This window comes from Sphingopyxis sp. NFH-91 (assembly GCF_021401285.1).
Lineage (GTDB): Bacteria > Pseudomonadota > Alphaproteobacteria > Sphingomonadales > Sphingomonadaceae > Sphingopyxis > Sphingopyxis terrae_A.
The window spans coordinates 686,292-709,986 of the sequence record NZ_JACBGA010000001.1; the positions used below are offsets into that span (position 1 = coordinate 686,292).

Below are 23,695 nucleotides of genomic sequence, written 5' to 3' on the forward strand. Positions count from 1 at the left end.
TCCGCGCATAACGAAAGAAGGTAAATTTTCGTATAGCGTCTTTTCGGATTTCGCGACTTTTGCGACGGACCGAGTGCGGGCGCCACCGATATGCTTCGGACACGAAGCATCTGAATTGACGCGGGAATATTCTGGCGACCTGCCGAGCGTGGGCCGGGCCGCTCGCCTCCGGCCCACCGCCGCGTTAACCGCGCCCGGCAACGCTCTTGTGCAAGGCGGCCCGCCGCACGCCGAGGCGCGGGCGGGCCGGGAGAAGGGGCTCCGCGTTACCGCAGACCCGAATAATCGACGTCGACGACGCGGCCATACCGCACGTCGCAGCTGAACTTGCCGCGATCATAGGAACCGCCGCGGCCCCAGCGTCCGCGCCAGCCTTCGTTGACGACGACGCGGCCCTTGACGCGATAGCCGTCGCGCTTGCGATCGATGCTCGTGACCTGCGTCACGTCGGTGCGGCCATAGCGGCTGGTGCCGCGCTCGACGGCACGGACGCACTGGCCGACCGCTGCGCGACTGTTGCCATAGCGGCCATAATCATAACCATAGCCGTATCGCGGATCATTGTACCGGTCGCGATAGCGACGATCGTTGCGGTCATAGCGGTCGTAACGATCGTTATCGGCCGACAGGATGGCGGCGAGGCCGCCGAGGACGACGGCGCCGGCGATGATTTCGCCCGCACCGATCCCGTCGCGGTCGCGGTGATCGTACCGGTCGCGCGCGAGCGCGGGGGTGGCGCTCAACATCGCGCCGGCGGTGGCCGCCCCGATTGCGGCCTTGGTCCAGTTCATGGGCTTCTTCGCCATGGTTCGGTCTCCTATTCAGCAGGCGGCACCCGTGCGGCCTGCGATGCCCCTTGATAGCGAAGGCGCCGTGACGCGGTGCTGAACCCGGCGCTTATCTGCGGTTCAGCCTTGGTTCGGCGTGGGTTCAGCTTGACGGAGGCGGGCAGAGAAAAGCCCTCCGCCATCGCTGGCGAAGGGCCGAAAATCCAATTGCAATGGGGTCAGTTGATGCTGACGTCGACCACGCGCCCGCCGCGATAGCTGCACCCGAAACTGTGCAGCTCGCCGCCCGGGCGCGATATGTTTCCGGTGACGTACCAGCCGTCGCCGCCGTTCGCGGGCCGCGTGTCGGTGATGCTTTCGACGCGGGCATCGTCGCCCATTTCGCCCTCGGCCGCCCAGCCGCAGGCATCGGCCGCGCGCTGCTCGATCTCTCCGCCGCGATAGGCGTCGCCGGTGCCATATCCGTCCGGACCGCGATCGTCGCGGCGCTGATAATCGGGGGCGTCCTGCGCGCGATCGTCGCGATAGGGCGGGGCGTAACGAAAGTCGCGGTTGCGCGTCTCGCGACTTTGCTTGCTCGCCGCGCTGGCAACCGCCGCGATCGTGCCCAGGATCAGGATACCGCCGATGATCTCGCCGGCGCCGATCCCGTCGTCGTGGCGATTGTGCCAGCCGCCGTGGCGTCCGCGTGCTTCGGCGGGGGTCGCGCTGAGCCCGACCGTCGTAACCAGAACCGCCGCCGCTGCGGTGAAGCCGGTCATCTTGCGCATTTCAGTCACTCCAGAACGCGGACAGGGGCGTCCGCCGTCGCCCGATGATCTAGGCGCACCATGCTTTCACGCCGCTGAACCGTGGCGAAAGGGCGGCGAAAGGAAAGGCCCGCCGTTCCTCGACGGATCGGCGGGCCTCACTAAGCCAAGTCTGGCGACCAGACCAGTTCAGGGCACGTCAGCAGACGCAGCGCGGCTTGGCTTTGGGTTTCGGTTTCCGCTTGGCCACATAGCGTTTCCGCACCGGCACATTTTCATAATAGGTCTTGGTCGTGGTCACGACGCGTTCGGTGACGACCGGCGGGCCGTTGATGATCGTCGTGACGACGACGCCCGGCGTGTAATAGCCATAACCGTAGCCGTAACTATAGGCATAGCCGCCCGGATAGCCGGGATGGCCGGGATAATAGCCGCCATGGGCACCGCCGCGCCGCGCCCACCATTCGTCGCACTTTTTCTTGTCCGCCTCGCTGCCGACCGCTGCGCCGGCGAGCGCCCCGACGCCGCCGCCGATCAGCGTGCCGGCGGTACGGTCGCCATGACCGGCAACGCGATTGCCGACGACACCGCCGACGATCCCGCCCACGACCGCACCGGTCGCCGCGCCGCCATGGCCGCAACGACGGCCCATTTCCATGTCCTCGCGCGGATCGAAACCGCCTTGATAATAGGGCGGCGGCGGATAGTCGGCGCCGGTGCGCCCCTCGACGCTGCCTTCATAGCTGCCCTCGTAACGGCGGCCGTCGCGATCTTCGTAGGTGCCGTTCCACGTACCCGTCCAGCGGCCTTCGGACTGGTAGCCGTCGATGTGGCGATATTCGACTTCGCTCGGCATCCGGTCGGGATAGCCGGTGTAGACGCGCACATCGGGCGCGGAAGGCGCCTCATAGTCGAGCCGCGGGGCCGCTTCGTCGGTGGTCGTGACGACGGTGGTCTGGGTCTTGGTGACCTCGGCGCTGGTCGCATGGCCGGCCAGCAGCAACGATGCGGCGGCAGCCCCCAACAACAAAACGGTGCGCATGCTAAACTCCCTGTTCCAGCGGAATCGCCCGTGGGGGCAATGGCTTGGTTAACAGTCTGTTAGCAAAATCGGCGCTTTTCCGCGAATCCGTTAACCGTGCGGATCGCGTCCCATTTTGACGCAGCTTTAACCCGCGAGCGCGGCGGCGATGCGGACGATCAGCGCTTCGGCGCCCGCCTGATCGTCGGCCGTGAAGCGCGCGGGCGAGGGGCTGTCGAGGTCGAGCACGCCGATCAGGCGGCCTTCGGCGACGATCGGCACCACCAGCTCGCTGCGGCTGGCCGCATCGCAGGCGATATGCCCGGGAAAGGCGTGGACATCCTCGACCCGCTGCGTCTTGCGCAGCCGCGCCGCGGCGCCGCACACCCCCTTGTCGAGCGGGATGCGGATGCACGCCGCCTTGCCCTGGAACGGGCCGAGCACCAGTTCGGTGCCGTCGAAGCGGTAGAAGCCCGCCCAATTGAGATCGGGAACAGCCTGCCAGATCAGCGCCGCGACATTGGCCATATTGGCGATCGCATCGGGCTCACCCGCGACGAGACCGGCGGCGGCGTCGGCCGCCTCCGCCCACAGCGCGGCAGGATCGGTGGCGGTGAAGGAGAGGGCGTAGGACAAGGCGATGGCTTTCGGCTGGGGGGCGGCGGCGAACGCTATCGTCCGCCGCCGCCGCGCGATCATTCAACGTCGAGGCCGGTCCATTTGGCAGCGAAGGCATATTTGTCCGCCGCCTCGGCGATGATCTTGTCTGTCGGCTTGCCCGAGCCATGGCCGGCGCGCGTCTCGATGCGGATCAGGTGCGGCTTGGAGCCGATATCCTCGTGCTGCAGCTCGGCGGTATATTTGAAGCTGTGACCCGGTACGACGCGATCGTCGGTGTCGGCGGTCGTCACCAGGATCGCCGGATAGGTGCGGCCGCCCTTGATATTATGATAGGGCGAATAGCTCAGCAGATTGCGGAAATCGGCCTCTTTCGACGGATAGCCATAATCGTCGGTCCAGTAGCGGCCCGCGGTGAAGCGATCGAAGCGCAGCATGTCCATCACGCCCACAGCGGGCAGCGCGGCCGCGAACAGGTCGGGGCGCTGGTTGGTGACGGCGCCGACCAGCAGGCCGCCGTTCGACCCGCCCTCGATCGCCAGTTCGCCCTGGCCGGTGATTTCTTCGGCAATCAGATATTCGCCGGCCGCGATGAAATCGTCGAAGACATTCTGCTTGTTGGCGAGCCGACCGGCGTCGTGCCACGCCTTGCCATATTCGCCGCCGCCGCGCAGGTTCGCGATCGCGACGACCCCGCCCTTGTCGGCCCAGGCGAGCCGCGTGGGCGAAAAGCCGGGGGTCAGCGACACGTTGAAACCGCCATAGCCATAGAGCAAAGTCGGCGATCCCTTCGACCGGTCGAGCCCCTTTTTCATCACCAGAAACATCGGCACCTTGGTGCCGTCCTTCGACGTGTAGAAACGCTGTTCGACCGTGAAATCCTTGGGATCGAAGGTCAGTTTCGGCGCCTCGAAAATCTCACTCTTCCCGCTTACCGTATCAAGGCGATAGATGGTCGTGGGCTGCGCAAAGCTGGAGAAGGCGTAGAAGGTTTCAGGATCACCGGGCTTGCCGCCGAAACCGCTCGCGGTGCCGATCTCGCCGAGATTGATGTTCGCCACCGGCTTGCCGTCGAGCGCGACCATCCGGGCCTCCGACTTGGCATCGCCGAGGTAGGACAGGATGATGCGGTCGCCGACGCGCGACGCGCCGACCAGCGTCCCCTCCTGTTCGCCGACGATCTGGGTGAGCGCCGCGGGCTTGCGAATGTCGAGCGAAACAAGGCGCTGACGCGGCGCATCCTTGTTGGTGAGGAAGGTGAAGCGCGTGCCCTGGTTGGTCACATATTCCCAATTGTTCGCATAATCGTCGACCAGCGTGATCGCCTTGCCGCCCTTCACCGGATGCAGTGTCAGGCCGAAGCGTTCGTCGGTCCCTTTGGACGAAACGACGAGGACATATTGGCCATCATCGGTGACGAGCGCGCCGTGATTGAGTTCGGGCTGGTCGGGCGTCGCATGGATCAGCACGTCGGCGCTCTGCGGCGTGCCGAGCTTGTGGAAATAGACCGCGTGATTTTCGTTGAGCGACTGAAAGGCCTCGCCTTCCTTGGGTTCGGGGAAGCGCGAATAGTAAAAGCCGCTGCCGTCCTTCGCCCAATCGAGCGACGAGAATTTGACCCAGCGGATCTCGTCGGCGGTATCCTTGCCCGTCGCGACGTCCATCACGCGCACGATACGCCAGTCGGTGCCGCCATCCTGCACGGAATAGAGCAGATATTTGCCGTCTTCAGACGGCGTCCATTCGGCGAGCGCGGTCGCGCCGTCCTTGGCCCATGTATTGGGATCGATCAGCACGCGGCCTTCGCCGGTCAGCCCCTCGCGCACCGTCAGCACCGATTGCGGCTGCAACCCGTCGTTTCGCGTGTAGAAATAGCGCGACCCCGCCTTGCGCGGCAGGCCGAAGCGTTCGTAATTGTAAAGCTCGGTCATCCGCGCCTTGAACGCATCGCGGCCGGGCAGCGTCGCCAGATAGGCGTCGGTCACCTTGTTCTGGTTGGCGACCCAGGCTGCGACCTTGGGATTGACGCGAACATCGTCTTCCAGCCAGCGATAGGGGTCGGCGACATTGACGCCGAACTGCGGATCGACGGTGTCGCCCCGTTCGGTGGCCGGATAGGTCAGCGCGGGCGCAGGCGCCGCCGCCGCGGCGTCTTCGGCCGCCTGCGCCGCCGCGGGCGTCATGAACAGGGCAACCAGCGCGAGTGGCGCGCGAAATTTGCTACGGGGCATGGCAAGGCGATCCTCATTGTTCGGGTAATAATCGTGCGCGACACTGTAAGCATCGCTTTTTGACGGGCAAGGGGATTTGCAAGGAAGATCGCGGCGCGGCCATGCCACCAGCGTTCGGGGCGTAAAGGCGCCCGCGCGTCTCTTCTGCTGCCCGTTCGACCCTAGGCCGGGCGGCCGAGCCAGCGCTCAAGAACGTCGGCGTTGTCCTGACCGACGGTGAGCGGGGCGGGGCGCCGCACGCTGCCCGGCGTGTCCGACAATTTAGGGAAGACGCCCTGCATAGTCACCTCGCCCAATTCGGCGTCGGGAACGGTGACGAGCGCCTCGCGCGCCGCGAAATGGGGGTCGGCGAGCATATCCTCGGCATCATAGACGCGGCCGGCGGGGACGCTCGCCTCGATCATCTTCGCCTCCAGTTCGGCGATCGTCATCGTGCGCGTCCATTCGCCGATCAGCGCGTCGAGTTCCTCCTGCCGCGCACCGCGCGCGCGGTGGGTCGCATAGCGCTCGTCGCTCGCAAGTTCGGGACGGCCCATCGCCGCGGCAAGCCGCGCGAAAACGGCGTCCTGATTGGCGCCGATGAGATATTCGCCGTCCTTGCAGGGATAGACGTTCGACGGCGCGATGCCGGGCAGGGTCGACCCGGTGCGCCGTCGCTTGGTGCCGCTCGCGGAATAATCGGCGACGGTCGATTCCATCACCTGCAACACCGCCTCGTAAAGCGCCGAGTCGACGATCTGGCCCTCGCCGGTCTTGTTGCGGTGATGCAGCGCCGCGAGCGCGCCGAGGCAGCCATAGGTCGCGGCCAGCGTGTCGCCGATCGACACACCCATGCGCGCGGGCGGCAGATCGGGATAGCCGACGATACCACGCCAGCCGCCCATCGCTTCGCCGATGCCGCCGAATCCGGCGCGCGCCGAATAGGGGCCGGTCTGGCCATAGCCCGATACGCGCACGACGATCAGGCCCGGATTGGTATTGCGCAGCTCTGCGGGGTCGAGGTTCCATTTTTCGAGCGTGCCGGGGCGAAAATTCTCGATCAATATGTCGGCTTTGGCGATGAGGTCGCGGGCGAGCTGCTGGCCTTCCGCACTGCGTAGGTCGACGGCGACCGAATATTTGTTGCGCGCGATGACGCGCCACCAGCTTGGCCGGTCGCCTTGGCCCCAATGGCGCATCTGGTCGCCCGTTTCGGGCGGCTCCAGCTTGACGATTTCGGCGCCCATGTCGCCGAGAAGCTGGCCGCAGAACGGGCCCGCGATCAATTGGCCCATTTCGACCACCCGAAGGCCGTCCAGCGCTCCCCCGCCGCTGTTGCTGTCTGTCATGTCGTTCCTTTCGCGGCTCCGATCCTCTAAGTCGCCCTAGCCGGCGACCCGTCAAACGCAGCCCATGGACTCTTTATACTTAGAATACTATGTAATTTTCAACCCCGCTTGAACAGCATTTGAACCGAGGCGCTAAAATGGCCAGCAAAACTCGCATCGAAATGGTCGAAGTCGGACCGCGCGACGGGCTGCAGAATGAAAAGACCGTCGTTTCGACGGCCGACAAGGCCGAGCTGATCCGCCGCGCCATCGCCTATGGCGCGCGGCGGATCGAGGCGACGAGCTTCGTCAATCCCAGCCGCGTTCCGCAGCTGGCCGATGCCGAGCAGCTGGTCGCGATGCTGCCCGATCGCGACGATGTTACCTATATCGGGCTGGTGCTGAACCGTCGCGGCGCCGAGCGTGCGCTGGCGACGGGGCGGATCGACGAGCTGGGCGCGGTCTGCGTCACCAGCGACGCCTTCGGCATCCGCAACCAGGGGCAAAGCTCCGACGAATCGCTCGCGGCGGCGATCGAAATAGTCGAGCTCGCCCATGCCGCGGGACGGAGCGCACAGATCACCATCGCCACCGCCTTCGGCTGTCCTTTTGCGGGCGAGATTCCGATGGGGCGCGTCATCGACATGGCAAAGCGCGTCGCCGATGCGCAGCCGCGCGAGGTTGCGCTCGCCGACACCATCGGCGTCGCGGTGCCTGCACAGGTCGCCGAAACGGTCGCGCGCGTGCGCGAAGCGGTTGGGCCGCTGCCGGTGCGCGTGCATTTTCACAACACGCGCGGGTCGGGGCTTGCCAATGTCTGGGCGGCGGTCGCCGCAGGGGCGACGATCGTCGATGCCTCGCTCGGCGGGCTCGGCGGCTGCCCCTTCGCGCCGGGCGCGGCGGGCAATGTGGCGACCGAGGATGTCGTCTATATGCTCGAACGCAGCGGCATCGCGACCGGTCTCGCGCTCTTGGACCTCGTCGAGGCGGCGGCATGGTTCACCGGGGTGATGGGGCGTCCGCTGCCCGCGATGGTCAGCAAGGCGCCGGCCTTTCCGGCGTCCTGAGCGCTCAGCGGGGATGGTCGGCGTCGAAATGGCGTTCGAGCAATTTCATGCGATCGACGATCGAGAAGAAGAAGGCGGTCGACCAGCCGATCAGGATGATGCCGCTCGCCCCCTCGATCGCGCCCAGGATGCGGAGACCGGGCGGCAGGACGATATCGCCATATCCGATCGTCACATAGGTCGAGGTTGAAAAGTAGAGCGCATGCTCGAAATCGGTGAAGGCGCCGAGCCACTGGAACACCCCCGCCCATATCCATATCTCGACCGAATGCAGCGCAAACAGCCCGAAAGCGGCGACCAGGATCGCGGCACCGTTCAGCAGAACGATCAGGACGCGGCGCTCGGCGCGGCGATAGCGGCGCAGGACCGCGAGCAGGATCGCCAGCCCCACAAGGTGCACGATGACCGTCGTCCCGACGACGAGCGTGGCGAGCATGAGCTGATGGATAAGCGTCATGCGCCTATTCACCCAGATTGCCTTCCGCGCGCAAGCGGCTTTGACCCTAGCGCACGGCCTGCGCGAGCAACCCCGTAATCGAAGGGGTGATTGCGACGCGCGCGATCGTGATGCGATTGTGCGCGAAGCCCGCGCCCATGAAGATGCGCTCCAGCGCCGCCTCGTCATAAAGCCGGTGCAAGCCGACGCGTGTGAAAGACCAGTCGCGCATCGTGTCGCGGTGCGTGACATAGGCTACCGCGCGGCCGTCGGGGCGCAATATCCTGTGGAGAGGCGCAAGGTCGCGGCCGTCGGGATCGCAGAAATAAAGCATGTTAAGCAGCAGCGCGGCGTCGAACGAGGCCGGCGGAAAGGGCATCGCGGCAAGCTCGGCGCAGCGTATATCGGCGCCCTCTCCCAGCCGGGTCGCGGCCATCGCGGCCATGACGGGCGACGGGTCTATCCCCGCAGCGTCCACGTCGGCGCGGCGCCGCACCGCCGCAAGCGCGGCGCCGGTCCCGCACCCGATGTCGATGACGCGTTCGCCCGCGCGCGGCGCCAGCAGGCCGATCGCGAGCCGCGTCGGCCGGCGGTTCGCCATATCCATTGCCCGGCCGAGCAGCCGCCCTGCGATACCGCGCGGGCGCGCGAGCTGTCCCGCGAAGGCGGCGGCCATGCGGGCTGCCATGTCAGCGCGTCTTGGCGAGCAGCGCCTGCACCTCGCGGCGGCGTCCGGCATCCCACACGGGCCGCGTGCCATCGTGCGGCGCGCGCAAAGCCTTTTGCAGAAAGGAGCGGGCGCCAGCCTTGTCGCCCTGATCGAGCAGGAAGTCGCCGTAGAAATAATTGGCGTCGAGCCCGCCCGGATCCTGCGCGAGCGCTTCCTTCAGCAGCTTGCGCGCCTTGTCGGTGTCGCCGAAGCCGATCGGCGATCCCGGCACCTTGTAATAGAGGACGCCCAGGCTCATCGCCGCGCCGCCCTTGGCGGCATGCGGATCGAGCGCATAGGCGCGGGCGATGATGTCGCGCGCGCGCGTCGCAAGGCCCAGCTTGTGAAAGATGTTGGCGCGGTTCGCCTGCTCGCTGGTGACGATGCCCTGCCACAGTAAAGGTTCGGCGCGGCCGGGATAGCGGGCGACCAGCACGGCGGCCTGCTTGGCGAGCGCGTCGAGTGCCTTGGTCTGGGTGCTCGATCCGTGCACCTCGTATACGATGTGCGCCCAGCCGTCGTTGATCGACTTCACATCTTCGGCGGCGCCGGCCATCACCACGGCCGGCACGGCCGCGAGCACCATCGCCGCGACCGCCGCGGCGCGCGTCATCTGCAATTTCATCGGGCTACTCCTTTGTCGTGCTTCACGAAAATTCTGCGCGGGCGCGCCGGATCTGCGGCGCGAGGCCGGTGTCGATCAGCCGCGGCGAAATGGCATTGAGCGCGGCATAGACGCGCTCCATCGCGCCGATGCTGAGCGTGGGGCGCCGGGCAAGGATCGCGGCGACGATCCGCTGCGCGACCCATTCGGGGGCATCGGCCTTCATTCCGGTAATTTCGAGGAAGCGGTTGACCTCGGCATTGTTGAAGGCGGTGCGCGCGGCGCGCGGATTGACGTGCGTCACACTGACGCCGCTGCCGCCCAATTCGCGCCGCAATCCCTGGCTGAACGCGGCGAGCCCGGCCTTGCTGCTCGAATAGGCGGCGAACCAGGGGTAGGGGATAGCGCCAAGCACCGATCCGATATTGACAATCTGCCCGCTCCCGCGCTGCCGCATGGGCGCCGCGACCGCCCGGGCGAGCACCGCGGGAACGAGCAGATTGATCCGGTAACACAGCGCCAGCGCCTCGACGGGCTGGCTTTCGTGCAGGCCGAATCGCATGACCCCGGCGATGTTGACCAATATATCGGGGGTGTCGCCCGCCAGCCGTTCGGCCAGCGCGGCGAGCGCATCGTCGTCCGAAAGATCGGTGACGATGCTGTCGTGGCACGCGGCGCTTTCGCTGCGGTCGATCCCAATCGTATGGGCGCCAGCCTGCGCAAGCAGAATGGCGACGGGGGCGCCGAGGCCGCCGGCGGCGCCGGTGATGGCGACACGCTGCCCGTCAAGCCGCCGCACGCGCCGGTTCCATTTCGATGCCCGCGAAAACCCCGCCGAACAGCGCGAACATCTCGCGCGCCATGCCCAGGATCGCCGCGCGATCGGCGGGATCGTCGAGCCCGTTCACCAGCTCCGCGAAAAAGGCCATATGATCCTGATCGAGCGCCCCGTGCGAGGTCAGATAGGTGAAGGCCTGCGGCGGCAGACCCAAATTCTTCGCGACCGCCGAGGCGCCGCGCGTCGCCAGCGCGACACTGACGCTTTCAAGGACATAGACCATGCCGAAAAAGGCCATGGCATTGCCCGTCGCGATCCGGCGATAGGCGTGATCGACCATTGCGGCCGTTGCGGGCGCAGGCGCGCTGGCGCGCACCGCCGCGGCGTCGCCGCCGGCAACCGCGATGTCGGACAATATCCATTCCTCGTGGCCGGTTTCCTCGGCGATATAATCGTCGAGCGCGGCCACGATCGCAGGGCGTCCGCCGAGCCGCGCGCGCGCCGCCTGCATCAGCGGGACGGTGTGGCTGACATGGTGATAGGCCTGCGCCAGATAGGCGAGGTACACGTCGCGCGTGATCGTGCCGGTCAGTCCCGCCTGCAATTGCGGAATGGTCAGGAAGCGCAGGCGCTCGCGCACCGTTTGCGCCTCGAGTTCGGTGAAGAAGTCGGGCGTGCCGTCCAGATAGGCGGCGGCAATCGCGGCGCGGCGCAGGCGGCCGTTGCCGGTGAGCTGCCCGTTCATCGGTGTGAAGTGTGCGGCTTCGCGCCAGCTACCGACTCGGGCATAGGCCGGCAGCAGGGCATTGGCAGCTGCGACTGCGGCATCCAGATCGGCGTCGGCATGGGCCGGCACGATCAGCGCTTCGGGCGCCGGTCGGCCGTCGCCCCACACCATTGCCTGCGCGATCGCCGGTTGCTGGGTGAGCGCAGCCTCGACCCATTCGGGCGAGATATTGCGGCCGAAACTGGTGATGATCAGGTTCGATTTCCGCCCGTCGATGTGCAGCCGTCCCGCGGCGTCGATCGTGCCGATGTCGCCGGTGTGGAGCGGCGCGTGCGGCGCAGCGCCGCCGACCGCGCCGAGGCAGATCGGACCCTCGAGCACGATCTCGCCATCGTCGGCTACACGCGCCTGCATATGGGAAAGCGGTCGGCCGACCGACGTCGGATCGTCATCGCCCGGATCCTGCAGAGACACGACCGATGCGCATTCGGTCAGGCCATAGCCTTGCCGGACGGGCAAGCCGAGCCGGCGGGCGCGCTCCACCAAGGGGACAGGGGTGCGCGCACCGCCGACCGCGACCAGCGTCAGCAGCGGCAGGCGGATATCCGCCGCCTCCATGACGCGAACGATGCCGTCGAGATATTCGGGAACCAGGATCAGCGAGGTGATGCGCTGTTCGGCGATCAAGCGGACCGCCCTGGCGAAATCGGGGCGAAAGGGGTCGGCCATCCCGACCTCTGCCTGCGGCGGACAGACATAGGTGCCGCCCGCGATCAGCGTCGGGAAAAAGCCCGCTACGGTTTCCAGCAGGATGCCCGGCGGCAACAGCGCGAGGTGCCGTCCGGCGTGCTCGGCCCCGACCGCGGCGACGATCGCGCAGGCGACGGTGAGCATATGGTCGGCCGAAAGGCAGATGCCCTTGGGCGTGCCAGTCGACCCCGAGGTGAAGCTGATCCGCGCCGTCCCACCGGGGAGGGGGACGGGCGCGGACTGGCGGGGCTTGCCCGACCCGACGGAACGGATCGTCGGATCGGGTGCGGCCCCGCACAAGCCGGTGGCGTGGCGCGACTGGTCGGCGGTGAAGAAGCCGGGAAGCGACAGCACCGGAATGGCGGCCGCGAGGAGCGCGAGTTCCAGTTCGGCGCTTTCGCAGCCATGGTCCCGCTGCAACGCGACCGGGACGCCCGGTTGCAGTCGCGGCGCGAGGTCGGCGATGCGCGCCGCGACGCGATCGCGCAGCGCGGCATAGGACAGCGGCTGACCGTCGAGCGCGTCGATGGCGACGGCGTCGGGCCGCGTGGCGGCCTGCGTGGTCAGAATGTCGAATATGGTCATGTCAGGCCGCCTGCCGCCCGGCGCGACGTTCGAGGAAGCTGTTGATGGCGGCTTGCCCGTCGGCGATGATGCCGGCGCAGACCCACGGATCCTGATCGAAATAGTGCCCCCACGCCGATGCCGTCGATCCCAGCCGCTCACCGCGTGCTGGGGTGATGGCGGCAACCGGGATGCCGATGCGGCGAAACATGGCGCGCAGCGGGGCGGTCAGCGTCGCGACCGCGACATCGCCCAGCGCGGCAAGATCGTTCGCCGCGGCGCCCCAAAGCGCGATCATCGCCAGCGGATTGACGGCTGCCAGATTGCCGATCTCGACGATCTGGCGGCGCGCGACGGGCCGGTCCAGCGCGATCGACGCCAGGTCTTCGACGGGCGCATCGAGATAGGCTTCCAGAAACAGCGGCGCATCGGCGGCGCGCGCGTAGCCCAGCGCGGCGGTCGATCCGCCGGTGCCCGGACGGTGAATATAGTCGGAAAAGCCGGGGGACAGTTCGACAGCGAAGCAGTCGCGATACCGTTGGCGGATCATTCCGAATTCGTCGCCTGGCGTCATGCCAATCTCCCTATGTTACAGGGATGAGACGCCGCGATGACACGCACCCCGCAAAGGAATGCGAAAATTTTCCGGTAGGGCGCCTCGAAACGGCGGCGAACCGGCGGTGCGCGCGTTTAGCGAACCTGCCGCTTTTCCAGCTTTCGCGCCAGCGTGCGGCGGTGCATGCCGAGCCGGCGGGCGGCTTCGGAAATATTAAACCCGGTTTCGACCAGCGTCTGGTGGATATGTTCCCATTCGACGGTCTTGATCGACGACTGGCGCCCGTCGAGCGCCGCTTCGGCATTGCCTTCGGCCCGGCCGAAGGCGGCTTCGATATCGTCGGTGTTCGACGGCTTGGCGAGATAATAGGAGGCGCCGAGCTTGATCGCTTCGACCGCGGTGGCGATGCTGGCAAAGCCCGTCAGCACGACGATGCGCATCGCAGGGTCAAAGGCGCTCAGCGTCTGGACGCAGCCGAGGCCCGAAGCGGCGCCGAGCTTCAGGTCGACCACCGCGAAATCGGGATGGAATCCGGCGAGCAGCTCGTCCAACCCCTCGGGCCCATGCGCCACCCGCACATCATAGTCGCGCCGTTCGAACGATCGCTTCAACGTCCGCGCAAAGGCTTCGTCGTCTTCGACGATCAGCAGGCGCCGCTCGGTCATCCCCGTCTCCCTTCGCTCCGCGCGATCGCTGCGATCGGCAGCGTGATCCGGACCACCGCTCCCCCCGCGTCGCGATTATCGGCGCTCACCAACCCGCCCAGCTTGCGCACGACATTGACCAGCAGGAACAGGCCGAGCCCGCCGCCGGGCCGGCCCTTGGTCGACCGATAGGGCTGGCCGATCGTCTCCAGCATTTCCGGATCGAATCCGGGGCCGCGGTCGGCAATCTCGATCACCAGCATCTCGCCGTCGCGCAGCGCGGTGAGGCCGATCCAGTCGGGCGAGACTTCGGCTGCGTTGTCGATGACATTGTCGATTACCTGACGCAGCGCGGTATCCGACACGATCTCGACATCGGGGCCGATCCGGTCGCTGAAATCGAGCGTGCCCGGCAGGCGCCCGGCCCGCCAGTCGTCGACGATGTCGGTGACGAAGCGGCGCGCGGTCGTCACTTGCGGCGCGATGCCGCGGGCTTCGCCAGCCGACATCAGGATGCCGCTGACGATCGATTTGCAGCGGCCGACCGCCGCGTCCATGTCGGCCAGATCCTCCTGCAATTCCCTGTCGTCCGCCAGTCGCGGTGCCGCGCGCCAGTCGCCGATCAGCACCGACAGCATCGACAGCGGCGTCCCGAGTTCGTGCGCGGCGCCCGAGGCGAGTAGGCCCATGCGGACGATATGATCCTCCTCCGCCGCGCGCTGGCTGGCGGTGGCCAGCGCCGCATCGCGTTCGCGCAGGTTGCGGCTCATCCGCGTGACGAAGGCGACGAGCAGCACCGCGATCAGCAGGAAGCAGACGAGGCTGCCCTTGAGATAGAGCGCCAGCGGATCGGCGGCATAGGGCTGCGGCAGGACGAGTGGGGTCGGATTGATGCGCAGCGCGACCATCGCGACGATCGCGCCCGCCACCACCGCCCAGGACGAGCGCGGCGTGAGCAGGATCGCGCCCATCACCACCTGAAGCAGAAAGAGCGAGGCGAAGGGGTTGGCGAGGCCGCCGCTATGGTGAAGCTGCCACCCCAGCGCCGCGACGTCGAACAGCAGCACCGCCGTCAGCTCGCGGTTGGCGACCGAATGGCCGCCGCGCAGCCGCGCGAGGCTGGCGAGATTGATCGCGATGAGGACGATGATCGCGCCGAGCAGCGGCGCAAGCGGCAGCTTGATGCCCATCAGCCCGTTGACGACCTCGATCGTCGCGAGCTGGCCGCCGACCGCGATCCAGCGCAGCTGGATCAGCAGCGACATGTTCCGCTGGCCGGCGTCGGCTGTCGGAAGCGCGATGGGAGGGGCCGTGGCTTCGCTCATTCGTCCGGCATATTGGACGCATCGGCGCCCGGACGCCACAGCCGCCAGGCAAAAAACAGCGCGAGCAGCATCAGCGCGAACCAGGTCAGCGCATAGACAAGATGATTGTCGGGGAATTTGACGACGGTCAGCCCGCCGACGGGCAGGCCGCCGGGGTTCGGCGCCGCGTCGGCATCGACGAAATAGGGCGCGGTGCGGCCGAGACCGCGCGCCGCTGCGATCGCGGCGACGTCGCGCGAATACCAGCGGTTCGCGGCGGGATCATTGGCGCGCAGGAAGCCGCCGCCGAGCTCGGTCATGCGCAGCAGTCCCGTTACCGTCGTCGGTCCGGCGGTATTGCCCGCGGCGCGCGTTGCCGGATCGCGGCGCTCGCGCGGCACGAAGCCGCGATTGACCAGCAGTGTGAAGCCGGGCGTTTCGAGCGGCGTCATCACCCAATAGCCGGCACCGCGATCGGTGACCGCCTGAACCAGCGTCTCGCGGTCGTGGCGAAAGCGGCCCGTCGCGGTGACGCGGCGATAGGCGTCGTGCGCCGCGTCGATGCTGCGCCATGCGGCCGGTGGTGGCGCGGGAACGGGGGCGGCGTGGATGCGCACATCGACCGCCGCGACCAGCGCATGTTTCCACTCGCGCCGTTCGAGCTGCCAGACGCCCAGCGCCGCGAACAGCGCCGCCACGACCAGCGCCGCCGCGGCAAAGGCCGCGCGGCGCGGCCGGGTCACGGCAACTGGCTCATGTCGTGCGGCATCGGCATCATATTGGTGTTGAGGTGGTGCATCACCCATAGCGACCCCGCCAGCATGATCACAACGACGATGATCGTGAACAGCAGCGAGGTCATCGACCAGCCGCCCTCCGCCTTCGGCGTCATATGCAGGAAATACACCATGTGGACGACGATCTGAACCACCGCGAAGCCCATGATGATCGCCGCGGTCACACCGGCCGACAGCGGCATCGTCATCACCATCCAGAAGGGGATGGCGGTCAGGATCACCGACAGGACGAAACCGATCGCATAATCGCGCAACGACGCGTGCGGCATCTCGATCTCGTGATGCGCGTGGTCGGCGGCGTGGTGGTCGTGGTTCGCGCTCATCGCAGCATTCCCATCAGATAGACGATCGTGAAGACGCCGATCCACACGACGTCGAGGAAGTGCCAGAACATCGACAGGCACATGACGCGACGCTTGTTCGCGGCGATCAGCCCATGCTTGCCGAGCTGGATCATCAGGGTCACCAGCCAGATGATCCCGAAGGTCACGTGCAGCCCGTGAGTCCCGACCAGCGTGAAGAAGGCCGACAGAAAGGCGCTGCGCTGCGGCGTCGCGCCAAGTTCGACCAGATGGTGGAACTCGTATAGCTCGATGCTCAGGAAGGCGAGGCCGAAAAGGCCGGTGATCGCCAGCCAGAACTGAGTCCCCTTCACCTTGCCCTGCTGCATCTGGAGCACGGCGAAACCATAGGTGATCGACGAAAAGAGCAGCATCGCGGTGTTGAGCGCGATCAGTTTTAGGTCGAACAGATCCTTGGGTGCCGGCCCCGCGGCATAATTTCCGCCGAGCACCGCATAGCAGGCGAACAGGATCGCGAAGATGAGGCAGTCGCTCATCAGATAGATCCAGAAGCCCAGCATCGTGCTGTGCCCTTCGGGATGGGGGTGCTCGTCGAGTTCGTAGAAGGCGGGCGCTTCGCCCGCGGCGGGGAGGGTGGTGCTGCTCATCGATCAGGCTCCGGCCGCCGCAAGCTGGCGGGTGCGCGCATCCTCGACCTCGGCCACTGTCGCGGCGGAGATATGGAAGTCGCGCTTGTAGTTGAAGGTGTGGGTGATCGCACCGCCGACCAGGCCGACGAAGCCCAAGGCGGCGAGCCACCAGATATGCCAGACAAGCGCGAAACCCATCACCAGGCTGATCCCCGCGAGGATGATCCCGGCGCCGGTGTTGCTCGGCATATGGATGTCGCGGAAGCCGCCGACCGGTCGCTCGGCACCGCGCGTCTTCATGTCGTGCCATGCGTCGAGTGAGTGGATCACCGGCGTGAAAGCGAAATTATAGTCGGGCGGCGGCGAACTGGTGGCCCATTCGAGCGTCCGGCCGCCCCACGGATCGCCCCTTTCGTCACGCAACTCGTCGCGCTTCCAGATGCTGACCGCAAACTGGACGAGCATGGCGGCGATCCCCACCGCGATAACGGCGGCGCCGATGGCGGCGATCACGAACCAGATTTGCAGGCTGGGATCGTCGAACACGCGCATCCGGCGGGTCACGCCCATCAGGCCGAGAATATAGAGCGGCATGAAGGCAAGCCAGAAGCCGACGACCCAGCACCAGAAGCTGATCTTGCCCCAGAAGACGTTAAGCTTGAAGCCGAAGGCCTTGGGCCACCAATAGTTGATCGCTGCGAACAGGCCGAACAGGACGCCGCCAATGATGACATTATGGAAATGCGCGATCAGGAACAGCGAGTTGTGCAGCACGAAGTCGGCGGGCGGCACCGCGAGCAGCACGCCGGTCATCCCGCCGACCACGAAGGTCAGCATGAAGGCCACCGTCCACATCATCGGCAGGTCGAAACGGATGCGGCCGCGGTACATGGTGAACAGCCAGTTGAAAAGCTTGGCGCCCGTCGGGATGGAGATCACCATCGTCGTGATCCCGAAGAAGCTGTTGACGCTCGCGCCCGATCCCATGGTGAAGAAATGGTGCAGCCAGACGAGGTAGCTCAGGATCGTGATGACGATCGTCGCATAGACCATCGAGGTATAGCCGAAGAGCTTCTTGCCCGAAAAGGTCGAGGTCACTTCGCTGAACACGCCGAACAGCGGCAGGATCAGGATATAGACTTCGGGGTGCCCCCAGATCCAGATCAGGTTCACATACATCATCGGCGATCCGCCGAAATCGTTGGTGAAGAAGTTGGTGCCGAGATAGCGGTCGAGCGTCAGCAGCGCGAGCACCGCGGTCAGCACGGGGAAGGACGCGACGATCAGGATGTTCGCGCAAAGGCTGGTCCAGGTGAAGACCGGCATCTTCATCAGGCCCATGCCGGGCGCGCGCAGCTTCAGAATGGTGACGATCAGGTTGATCCCCGACAACGTCGTGCCGACCCCCGCGATCTGCAGCGCCCAGATATAATAATCGACCCCGACATTGGGGCTGTAGGCGATGCCCGACAGCGGCGGATAGGCCAGCCAGCCCGTCTGCGCGAACTCGCCGACGAACAGCGAGATCATGACGAGCACGGCGCCCGCGGTCGTCATCCAGAAGCTGAAATTGTTGAGGAAGGGAAAGCTGACGTCGCGCGCGCCGATCTGCAGCGGGACGATATAGTTCATCAGGCCGGTGATGAAGGGCATCGCCACGAAGAAGATCATGATCACCCCGTGCGCGGTGAAGATCTGGTCATAATGGTGCGCGTTCAGATAGCCTTCGGACCCGCCGAACGCCATCGCCTGCTGCAACCGCATCATGATCGCGTCGGCAAAGCCGCGCAGGAACATGATCAGCCCCAGGATCATGTACATGATCCCGATGCGCTTGTGGTCGACGGTGGTGAACCACTCTTTCCACAAATAGCCCCAGAGGCGATATTTGGTGATCAGGCCGAGCACCGCGATCCCGCCGATCACCACCGCGGCAAAGGTGAAGATCAGGATCGGTTCGTGGATCGGAATCGCGTCGAGCGACAGGCGGCCGAGGAAAGGGCCGGTTTCGGGGGCGGGGTGCGGGGTCATGGCGATCTCGGCGACAAAAATCAGGAAAGCGGGCGGGGCGAGGCGGCGTTGAGCGCGGTCTGCGCGGGTGCGGCGCGCTTGCCGGGGCTGGGCAGGCCGGCGCCGGTCAGCGGCGCCTGGCTCGCCGGCGCGGCGTCGGCGGCTTCGGCCTTCGCCATCAGCGGCGAACTGCACAGCGCGGCGACATAGCGCTTGCCCCAATATCCAGGCTCGGAGCCGCGCGCGGCGAACTTGTCATAGGCCAGGCTGCGAACATTGTGGATGCCCGCAATGCCGGCACCTCCCGCGGCGTCGATCGACATCATGTCGTGCATGCACATCTTGCCGGGTTCGACGCACATGTTGACCACGGCGTCGAAAAGCTGCGGTTCGACCGCCGCGAAGCGCTGAACGGGCGCCCTTTCGCTGGGCTTTTCGAGCGCGAGATAGGCGTTGCGGTCGAGCGTCTTGCCCTCGGCCTTTGTGGCGGCGACCCAGGCGGCGAAACCAGCATCGTCGAGGCTCTTCACCGCGAAGCGCATGTTCGAAAAGCCGGCGCCCGAATAATTGGCCGAAAAGCCCGTGAAGTCGCCGGTCTGGTTGAAGACGCCGTGGAGCTTCGTCTCCATGCCCGGCATCGCATAAATCTGGCCGGCAAGCGCGGGGATGTAAAAGCTGTTCATCACCGACGATGCCGAAATGCGGAACCGCACTGGATGATGCGCGGGCAGCGCCAGCTCGTTTACCGTCGCAATGCCCTGTTCGGGGTAGATGAACAGCCATTTCCAGTCGAGCGCGACAACCTGCACGTCGATCGGCTGCGTCGCCGCCGCGACCGGCTGACCCGGCGCGGTGCGCGCCAGCGGGCGATAGGGATCGAGCAAATGGGTCGCGACCCACGTCACCGCCCCCAGACAGATGATGATGAGCAGCGGCGCTGCCCAGATCACCAGCTCAAGCTGCGTCGAATGGTCCCAGTCGGGCTTGTAGGTCGCGGCCTTGTTCGCGGCGCGATAGCGCCAGGCGAAAAAGATCGTCAGCGCCATCACCGGCACGATGATGAGCAGCATCAGCATGGTCGAAACCAGGATCAGATTGCCCTGCTGCTGCGCGACGTCGCCTGCAGGATCGAGCACGACCATGTTGCAACCGGCGAGCAGCGGAAACGCCGCGAGCAGCGGCAGCAACCGGAATCGGGTGGACGGACGGGAGAGCTTTTCTGGCATGGCGGCGCGCCTAGGCCCGCTTTGCTGCACCGCACATAGGACATTTTGTCCAATCCCTTGATCGCGATCAATGACGCAGGGGCATTTTCATGAAGGGGCGCCGCGCCCTATAACCCGACTCGCGCCATCCCTCCGTGCATGCCCGCCGCGCATGCCGGCGGCGGCGCCCGATGCAGGACCGCCTACCCATGTCTGCCGATACCGCGCCCACCACCACCCAGGCCGAACGGGACGCCCGCGCGCTTCACGATGACGGCCATCCGATCGCGCCGGGAGAGATCGCCATCGGCGTGGTCATCGGGCGCACGTCGGAATTTTTCGACTTCTTTGTCTATGCGATCGCATCGGTGCTGGTGTTCCCGAAGCTGATCTTTCCGCAGCTCGATCCGCTGCAGGGGACGCTCTGGTCCTTCGCGATCTTCGCGCTCGCCTTCGTCGCGCGTCCCCTCGGCACGGTGATCTTCACCGCGATCGACCGCGCTTATGGCCGCGGCGCAAAGCTGACGACCGCGCTGTTCCTGCTCGGCGGATCGACCGCGGCGATCGCCTTCCTGCCCGGCTATGAATCCATCGGTATCGGCGCCGCGCTGCTCCTCGCGCTGTTCCGCATGGGCCAGGGCGTGGCGCTCGGCGGGTCGTGGGACGGGCTTGCCTCGCTGCTCGCGATCAATGCGCCGGCGGGCAAGCGCGGCTGGTATGCGATGATCCCGCAGCTCGGCGCGCCGCTCGGCCTGATCGTCGCCAGCCTGCTCTTCATGTTCCTCATCTCGGCGCTGCCCGCGCAGGATTTCCTCGACTGGGGCTGGCGCTATCCCTTCTTCGTCGCCTTCGCGATCAACGTCGTCGCGCTCTTCGCCCGGCTGCGCATCGTCGTCACGCCCGAATATGCCGCGTTGTTCGAGGACAAGTCGCTCGAACCCGCGCCGCTCACCGAAACGGTGCGGTCGGAATGGAAGGTCATCCTGACCGGCGCCTTCGCGCCGCTCGCCAGCTTTGCGCTCTTCCATATGGTTACGGTTTTCCCGCTGTCGTGGGTGTTCCTGTTTACCGAGGAAACACCGGCGCGCTTCCTGATGATCGAAGCGGTGGCGGCGTTCGTCGGCGTGCTCGCGATCATCGCGTCGGGCCGGCTCGCCGACAGCTTCGGCCGCCGCACCGTGCTTGGCGCGACTGCCGCCGCCATCGCCGCGTTCAGCGGCTTCGCGCCGCAACTCCTCGACGCGGGCGAAGCGGGCGAGGCGGTGTTCATGATTCTGGGCTTCGCGCTGCTCGGCCTGTCGTTCGGCCAGTCGTCGGGCGCGCTCTCGTCCGAATTCCTTCCGCGGCACCGCTACACCGGATCGGCCTTCACCTCCGACCTTGCCTGGCTGTTCGGCGCGGGCTTCGCGCCGATGGTCGCACTCTGGCTGTCGAGCAGCTTCGGCCTGATCGCCGCCGGCGGCTATCTGTTGTCGGGCGCGGTCGGCACGCTCGTCGCCCTGTGGCTCAACCGCGAACTGGCGCGCACCATCGGCTGATCGGCCTGAGACAATTTGTCCGGCCGCCGCGGCGCGCGCGGCCGGTGACAAGCGTCGCGCGCCAGCGTAAAGGCGACGAATGACGGGGGTACGCGCCTGGATTGCACGCCATCGCGGGCTGGCCATGTGGCTGGCCGCGCTGGCGTTGTTTTCGAAAGCGCTGGTTCCCGCGGGCTATATGCCCGGCCATGATGCATCGCGGACGATCGACGTCGTCCTCTGCTCCGATCCCGGCGGCCAGCCGCTCGCGCAGCAGATCGTGATTCCCTTCGAAAAGGGCAGCGAAGATGTGCCCGCCAAGCATGGCGGCAAGGGCGAATGTGCCTTTACCGCGCTCGCGCATGGCGCCGTCGCCGCCGCCGATCCGGCGTTTTTGCTTGCGGCGATCGCGTTTCTGTTCGCGCTCGGTTTCGCGCCGCTTCCGGTGCCGCCGCTGCGCCGTCTTTCCCGTCTCCGCCCGCCCCTGCGCGGCCCTCCGGCGCACGCCTGACACGCTGAACCCGCTGTGTCGGACAGCCGCGCGCCTTGATCGCGCGGTCTTGCCGGAGATTGTCCATGTACGAAATAATGCGCCGTCCCGAGGGGCTGCATGCGGACGATGAAGCGTCCGCATTCGATGCGCCCGATGGCATCCGCCTGCGCATGCGCGAGAACCGGTCGCGCCTGACGGAGCACGGGCGCGAGACCTTTACCGTTCTGATCCTGCTGTTCATGGCGATGGCGATCCTGCCCGCGCTGCAGGGGCGCTGGCTCGTGCCGCTGTTCGCGTTGTCGACGATGGCGGCGCTGGTGCTGGCGCTCGAATGGCACCAGCGCAATCCGCCGCCCGAGGAATGGCTCGAACTGTCGGATGGCCGGTTCGTCTGGCGCGGGCGCAGCAGGGCGGCCGTCGACCTGCCGTCCTATTGGCTTCGCTTCGAGTTGGAGCGGCGCGGGCCGACCGACTGCCGACTCGTCTTCCACCACCGAATGCAGCGCTTCGGGGTCGGGCATTGCCTGAACCTCGACGAGCGGCGCGAGATTGCCCCGATCCTCGCCCGTGCGCTCGCGGCAAGCAACCACATGAGGAAGGACATGGCCCCATCTCCGCCTCGCCGCATTGCCGCACTGCGCCGGTTTCGCCGCCGCTGCTGGGCGGCTGTCGGTCTGTGCCTGCTGATGCAGGTCGGATCGGCAGCCGCTCAAAACTGGGCCGCCGCGCATCCCGCGCAGACAATATTTTTTCAAAAGGAGATTGTTCGATGAAACCTTCAATCCGCATCATGTTGGCGGCAACGGCGCTGGTCGCCGCGCCGCCGCTGCTCGCGCACGGCGTCGCCGCCGGCGCGCTCGCCATCGGCCACCCCTGGTCGCGCGAAACCGCGCCGGGGCAAAAGGCCGGCGGCGGCTTTCTGACCATAACGAACAAGGGCAAGACCGAAGACCGGCTCATCTCGGCGACTTCGCCCGCCGCCGCCGACGTCCAGATCCACATGATGAAGGTCGAGGACGGGGTGATGCGGATGCGCCGGGTCACCGGCGGCCTCGCCATCCCGGCGGGTGGCACGCTCGAACTCAAGCCCGGCGGCTATCACATCATGTTCATGGGCCTCAAAAAGCCATTCAAGCAGGGCGACATGATCCCCGCGACGCTGGTCTTCGCGCGGCAGGGGAAGGTCGCCGTGCGCTTCAAGGTGCAACCGATCGCATCGACCGCACCGATGGAGGGCGGTCATGGCGGACATTGAGGGCGGCACCCCGCCGATGGTCGTCGTTCGTCGCATCCTGTGGGTGCTCGTCGCCGTCGCCGCAGTCTTCGGCGTCATATTGGCGGTTGGTGGCGGAGACGGCAGCAGGAGCGCGCCGGCCGCCTCCGCCGGCGCCGCGATCGGCGGCCCTTTCACGCTCACCGCGGCCGATGGCTCGACGCTCACCGACCGGACGCTGAAGGGCCGGCCCTTCGCGATCTTCTTCGGTTTCACCCGCTGCCCTGACGTCTGCCCGACCAGCCTCGCGCGCATGGCGCAGCTTCGCGAACAACTCGGTCCCGACGGGATGAAGTTCGACATCGTCTTCGTCTCGGTCGATCCGCAGCACGACCGGCCCGCCGACATCGGCAGCTATGTCGCGCTGTTCAAGACGCCGATCATCGGGGCGACCGGAACCGATGCCCAGCTTGCCCAAATTCAGAAGGAATATGGCGTCTATGTCCGCAAGGTGCCGATTGAGGGCGGCGACTATACGGTCGATCACACCGCCGCCATCTATCTGATGGACAAGGACGGCCACTTCGTCACCACCATCGACTATCACGAGAATGACAACACGGCGCTCGAAAAGCTGAAGCGCATCATTGCCTGATCCTGGGTTTGGCGGGCCGCG

General features: G+C 66.5%; 25 protein-coding genes. 6 read left to right on the plus strand and 19 right to left on the minus strand.

The genetic code is table 11. The annotated features are described in order from the left end of the window. Positions 1-266 precede the first annotated feature (266 nt). The 6 genes from L0963_RS03420 to L0963_RS03445 all read right to left on the minus strand — a co-directional run bounded on the left by L0963_RS03420 (position 267) and on the right by L0963_RS03445 (position 6,735). Complete coding sequence (locus tag L0963_RS03420) at positions 267-806, minus strand: hypothetical protein (RefSeq protein ID WP_062900614.1); 540 nt, start codon at positions 804-806, stop codon at positions 267-269. Positions 807-1,006: 200 nt separating this feature from the next. Then, positions 1,007-1,558, minus strand: a complete 552-nt coding sequence (locus L0963_RS03425) for a hypothetical protein (protein WP_217372634.1) — start codon at positions 1,556-1,558, stop codon at positions 1,007-1,009. A gap of 178 nt (positions 1,559-1,736) precedes the next feature. Beyond that, positions 1,737-2,579, minus strand: coding sequence for a glycine zipper domain-containing protein (locus L0963_RS03430; protein ID WP_062900612.1), 843 nt, complete (start codon positions 2,577-2,579; stop codon positions 1,737-1,739). A gap of 126 nt (positions 2,580-2,705) precedes the next feature. Beyond that, positions 2,706-3,257, minus strand: coding sequence for a GAF domain-containing protein (locus L0963_RS03435; RefSeq protein ID WP_234178558.1), 552 nt, complete (start codon positions 3,255-3,257; stop codon positions 2,706-2,708). Next, on the minus strand, positions 3,254-5,407 hold the full coding sequence (locus L0963_RS03440) for a prolyl oligopeptidase family serine peptidase (protein ID WP_234178560.1): 2,154 nt from the start codon (positions 5,405-5,407) through the stop codon (positions 3,254-3,256). The genes L0963_RS03435 and L0963_RS03440 overlap by 4 nt, the downstream gene beginning before the upstream one ends. Before the next feature lie 161 nt (positions 5,408-5,568). Then, positions 5,569-6,735, minus strand: a complete 1,167-nt coding sequence (locus tag L0963_RS03445; RefSeq protein WP_217372633.1) for a CaiB/BaiF CoA transferase family protein — start codon at positions 6,733-6,735, stop codon at positions 5,569-5,571. A 137-nt stretch (positions 6,736-6,872) separates the two neighbouring features. On the opposite strand from L0963_RS03445, the gene L0963_RS03450 reads away from it, so the two are divergent. After that, complete coding sequence (locus L0963_RS03450) at positions 6,873-7,781, plus strand: hydroxymethylglutaryl-CoA lyase (protein WP_217372632.1); 909 nt, start codon at positions 6,873-6,875, stop codon at positions 7,779-7,781. Positions 7,782-7,785: 4 nt separating this feature from the next. Here L0963_RS03450 and L0963_RS03455 read toward each other — a convergent pair whose 3' ends face one another. The 13 genes from L0963_RS03455 to cyoA all read right to left on the minus strand — a co-directional run bounded on the left by L0963_RS03455 (position 7,786) and on the right by cyoA (position 19,817). Beyond that, positions 7,786-8,238, minus strand: coding sequence for an ion channel (locus L0963_RS03455; protein WP_217372631.1), 453 nt, complete (start codon positions 8,236-8,238; stop codon positions 7,786-7,788). A 46-nt stretch (positions 8,239-8,284) separates the two neighbouring features. Then, on the minus strand, positions 8,285-8,905 hold the full coding sequence (locus L0963_RS03460; RefSeq protein WP_234178562.1) for a class I SAM-dependent methyltransferase: 621 nt from the start codon (positions 8,903-8,905) through the stop codon (positions 8,285-8,287). 1 nt (position 8,906) lies between these two features. Next, the gene (locus L0963_RS03465) at positions 8,907-9,551 is read right to left on the minus strand and encodes a tetratricopeptide repeat protein (RefSeq protein WP_217372630.1); all 645 of its coding nucleotides are present in this window, start codon (positions 9,549-9,551) and stop codon (positions 8,907-8,909) included. 22 nt (positions 9,552-9,573) lie between these two features. Beyond that, a complete protein-coding gene (locus tag L0963_RS03470; RefSeq protein WP_217372629.1) occupies positions 9,574-10,329 on the minus strand; it encodes an SDR family NAD(P)-dependent oxidoreductase in 756 nt (251 codons plus the stop codon). Then, positions 10,316-12,370, minus strand: a complete 2,055-nt coding sequence (locus tag L0963_RS03475) for an AMP-binding protein (protein WP_217372628.1) — start codon at positions 12,368-12,370, stop codon at positions 10,316-10,318. Before L0963_RS03475 ends, L0963_RS03470 begins: the two co-directional genes overlap by 14 nt. Position 12,371: 1 nt before the next feature. Further along, a complete protein-coding gene (locus L0963_RS03480; RefSeq protein ID WP_217372627.1) occupies positions 12,372-12,923 on the minus strand; it encodes a thermostable hemolysin in 552 nt (183 codons plus the stop codon). A gap of 116 nt (positions 12,924-13,039) precedes the next feature. Continuing rightward, the gene (locus tag L0963_RS03485) at positions 13,040-13,570 is read right to left on the minus strand and encodes a response regulator transcription factor (protein WP_217372626.1); all 531 of its coding nucleotides are present in this window, start codon (positions 13,568-13,570) and stop codon (positions 13,040-13,042) included. Next, a complete protein-coding gene (locus tag L0963_RS03490; protein WP_217372625.1) occupies positions 13,567-14,874 on the minus strand; it encodes an ATP-binding protein in 1,308 nt (435 codons plus the stop codon). The genes L0963_RS03485 and L0963_RS03490 overlap by 4 nt, the downstream gene beginning before the upstream one ends. After that, positions 14,871-15,596: an SURF1 family protein gene (locus L0963_RS03495; RefSeq protein WP_217372624.1), complete on the minus strand. Its 726-nt coding sequence runs from the start codon at positions 15,594-15,596 to the stop codon at positions 14,871-14,873. Before L0963_RS03495 ends, L0963_RS03490 begins: the two co-directional genes overlap by 4 nt. After that, the gene (cyoD, locus tag L0963_RS03500) at positions 15,593-15,973 is read right to left on the minus strand and encodes a cytochrome o ubiquinol oxidase subunit IV (protein ID WP_217372623.1); all 381 of its coding nucleotides are present in this window, start codon (positions 15,971-15,973) and stop codon (positions 15,593-15,595) included. The genes L0963_RS03495 and cyoD overlap by 4 nt, the downstream gene beginning before the upstream one ends. Next, complete coding sequence (cyoC, locus tag L0963_RS03505) at positions 15,970-16,599, minus strand: cytochrome o ubiquinol oxidase subunit III (RefSeq protein ID WP_217372622.1); 630 nt, start codon at positions 16,597-16,599, stop codon at positions 15,970-15,972. The genes cyoD and cyoC overlap by 4 nt, the downstream gene beginning before the upstream one ends. A 3-nt stretch (positions 16,600-16,602) precedes the next feature. Continuing rightward, complete coding sequence (gene cyoB, locus L0963_RS03510; RefSeq protein WP_217372621.1) at positions 16,603-18,612, minus strand: cytochrome o ubiquinol oxidase subunit I; 2,010 nt, start codon at positions 18,610-18,612, stop codon at positions 16,603-16,605. Between the two features lie 20 nt (positions 18,613-18,632). Next, positions 18,633-19,817, minus strand: coding sequence for a ubiquinol oxidase subunit II (gene cyoA / locus L0963_RS03515; RefSeq protein WP_267960454.1), 1,185 nt, complete (start codon positions 19,815-19,817; stop codon positions 18,633-18,635). Positions 19,818-20,005: 188 nt separating this feature from the next. Between cyoA and L0963_RS03520 the strand changes: the two genes are divergently transcribed. The 5 genes from L0963_RS03520 to L0963_RS03540 all read left to right on the plus strand — a co-directional run bounded on the left by L0963_RS03520 (position 20,006) and on the right by L0963_RS03540 (position 23,674). Further along, a complete protein-coding gene (locus L0963_RS03520; protein WP_217372620.1) occupies positions 20,006-21,334 on the plus strand; it encodes an MFS transporter in 1,329 nt (442 codons plus the stop codon). A 79-nt stretch (positions 21,335-21,413) separates the two neighbouring features. Next, the gene (locus tag L0963_RS03525) at positions 21,414-21,824 is read left to right on the plus strand and encodes a DUF2946 family protein (protein WP_217372619.1); all 411 of its coding nucleotides are present in this window, start codon (positions 21,414-21,416) and stop codon (positions 21,822-21,824) included. 77 nt (positions 21,825-21,901) lie between these two features. Then, on the plus strand, positions 21,902-22,579 hold the full coding sequence (locus L0963_RS03530; protein WP_217372618.1) for a DUF2244 domain-containing protein: 678 nt from the start codon (positions 21,902-21,904) through the stop codon (positions 22,577-22,579). Further along, positions 22,576-23,061, plus strand: coding sequence for a copper chaperone PCu(A)C (locus L0963_RS03535; protein WP_217372617.1), 486 nt, complete (start codon positions 22,576-22,578; stop codon positions 23,059-23,061). The genes L0963_RS03530 and L0963_RS03535 overlap by 4 nt, the downstream gene beginning before the upstream one ends. Then, complete coding sequence (locus L0963_RS03540; protein ID WP_217372616.1) at positions 23,048-23,674, plus strand: SCO family protein; 627 nt, start codon at positions 23,048-23,050, stop codon at positions 23,672-23,674. Before L0963_RS03535 ends, L0963_RS03540 begins: the two co-directional genes overlap by 14 nt. Positions 23,675-23,695 lie beyond the last annotated feature (21 nt).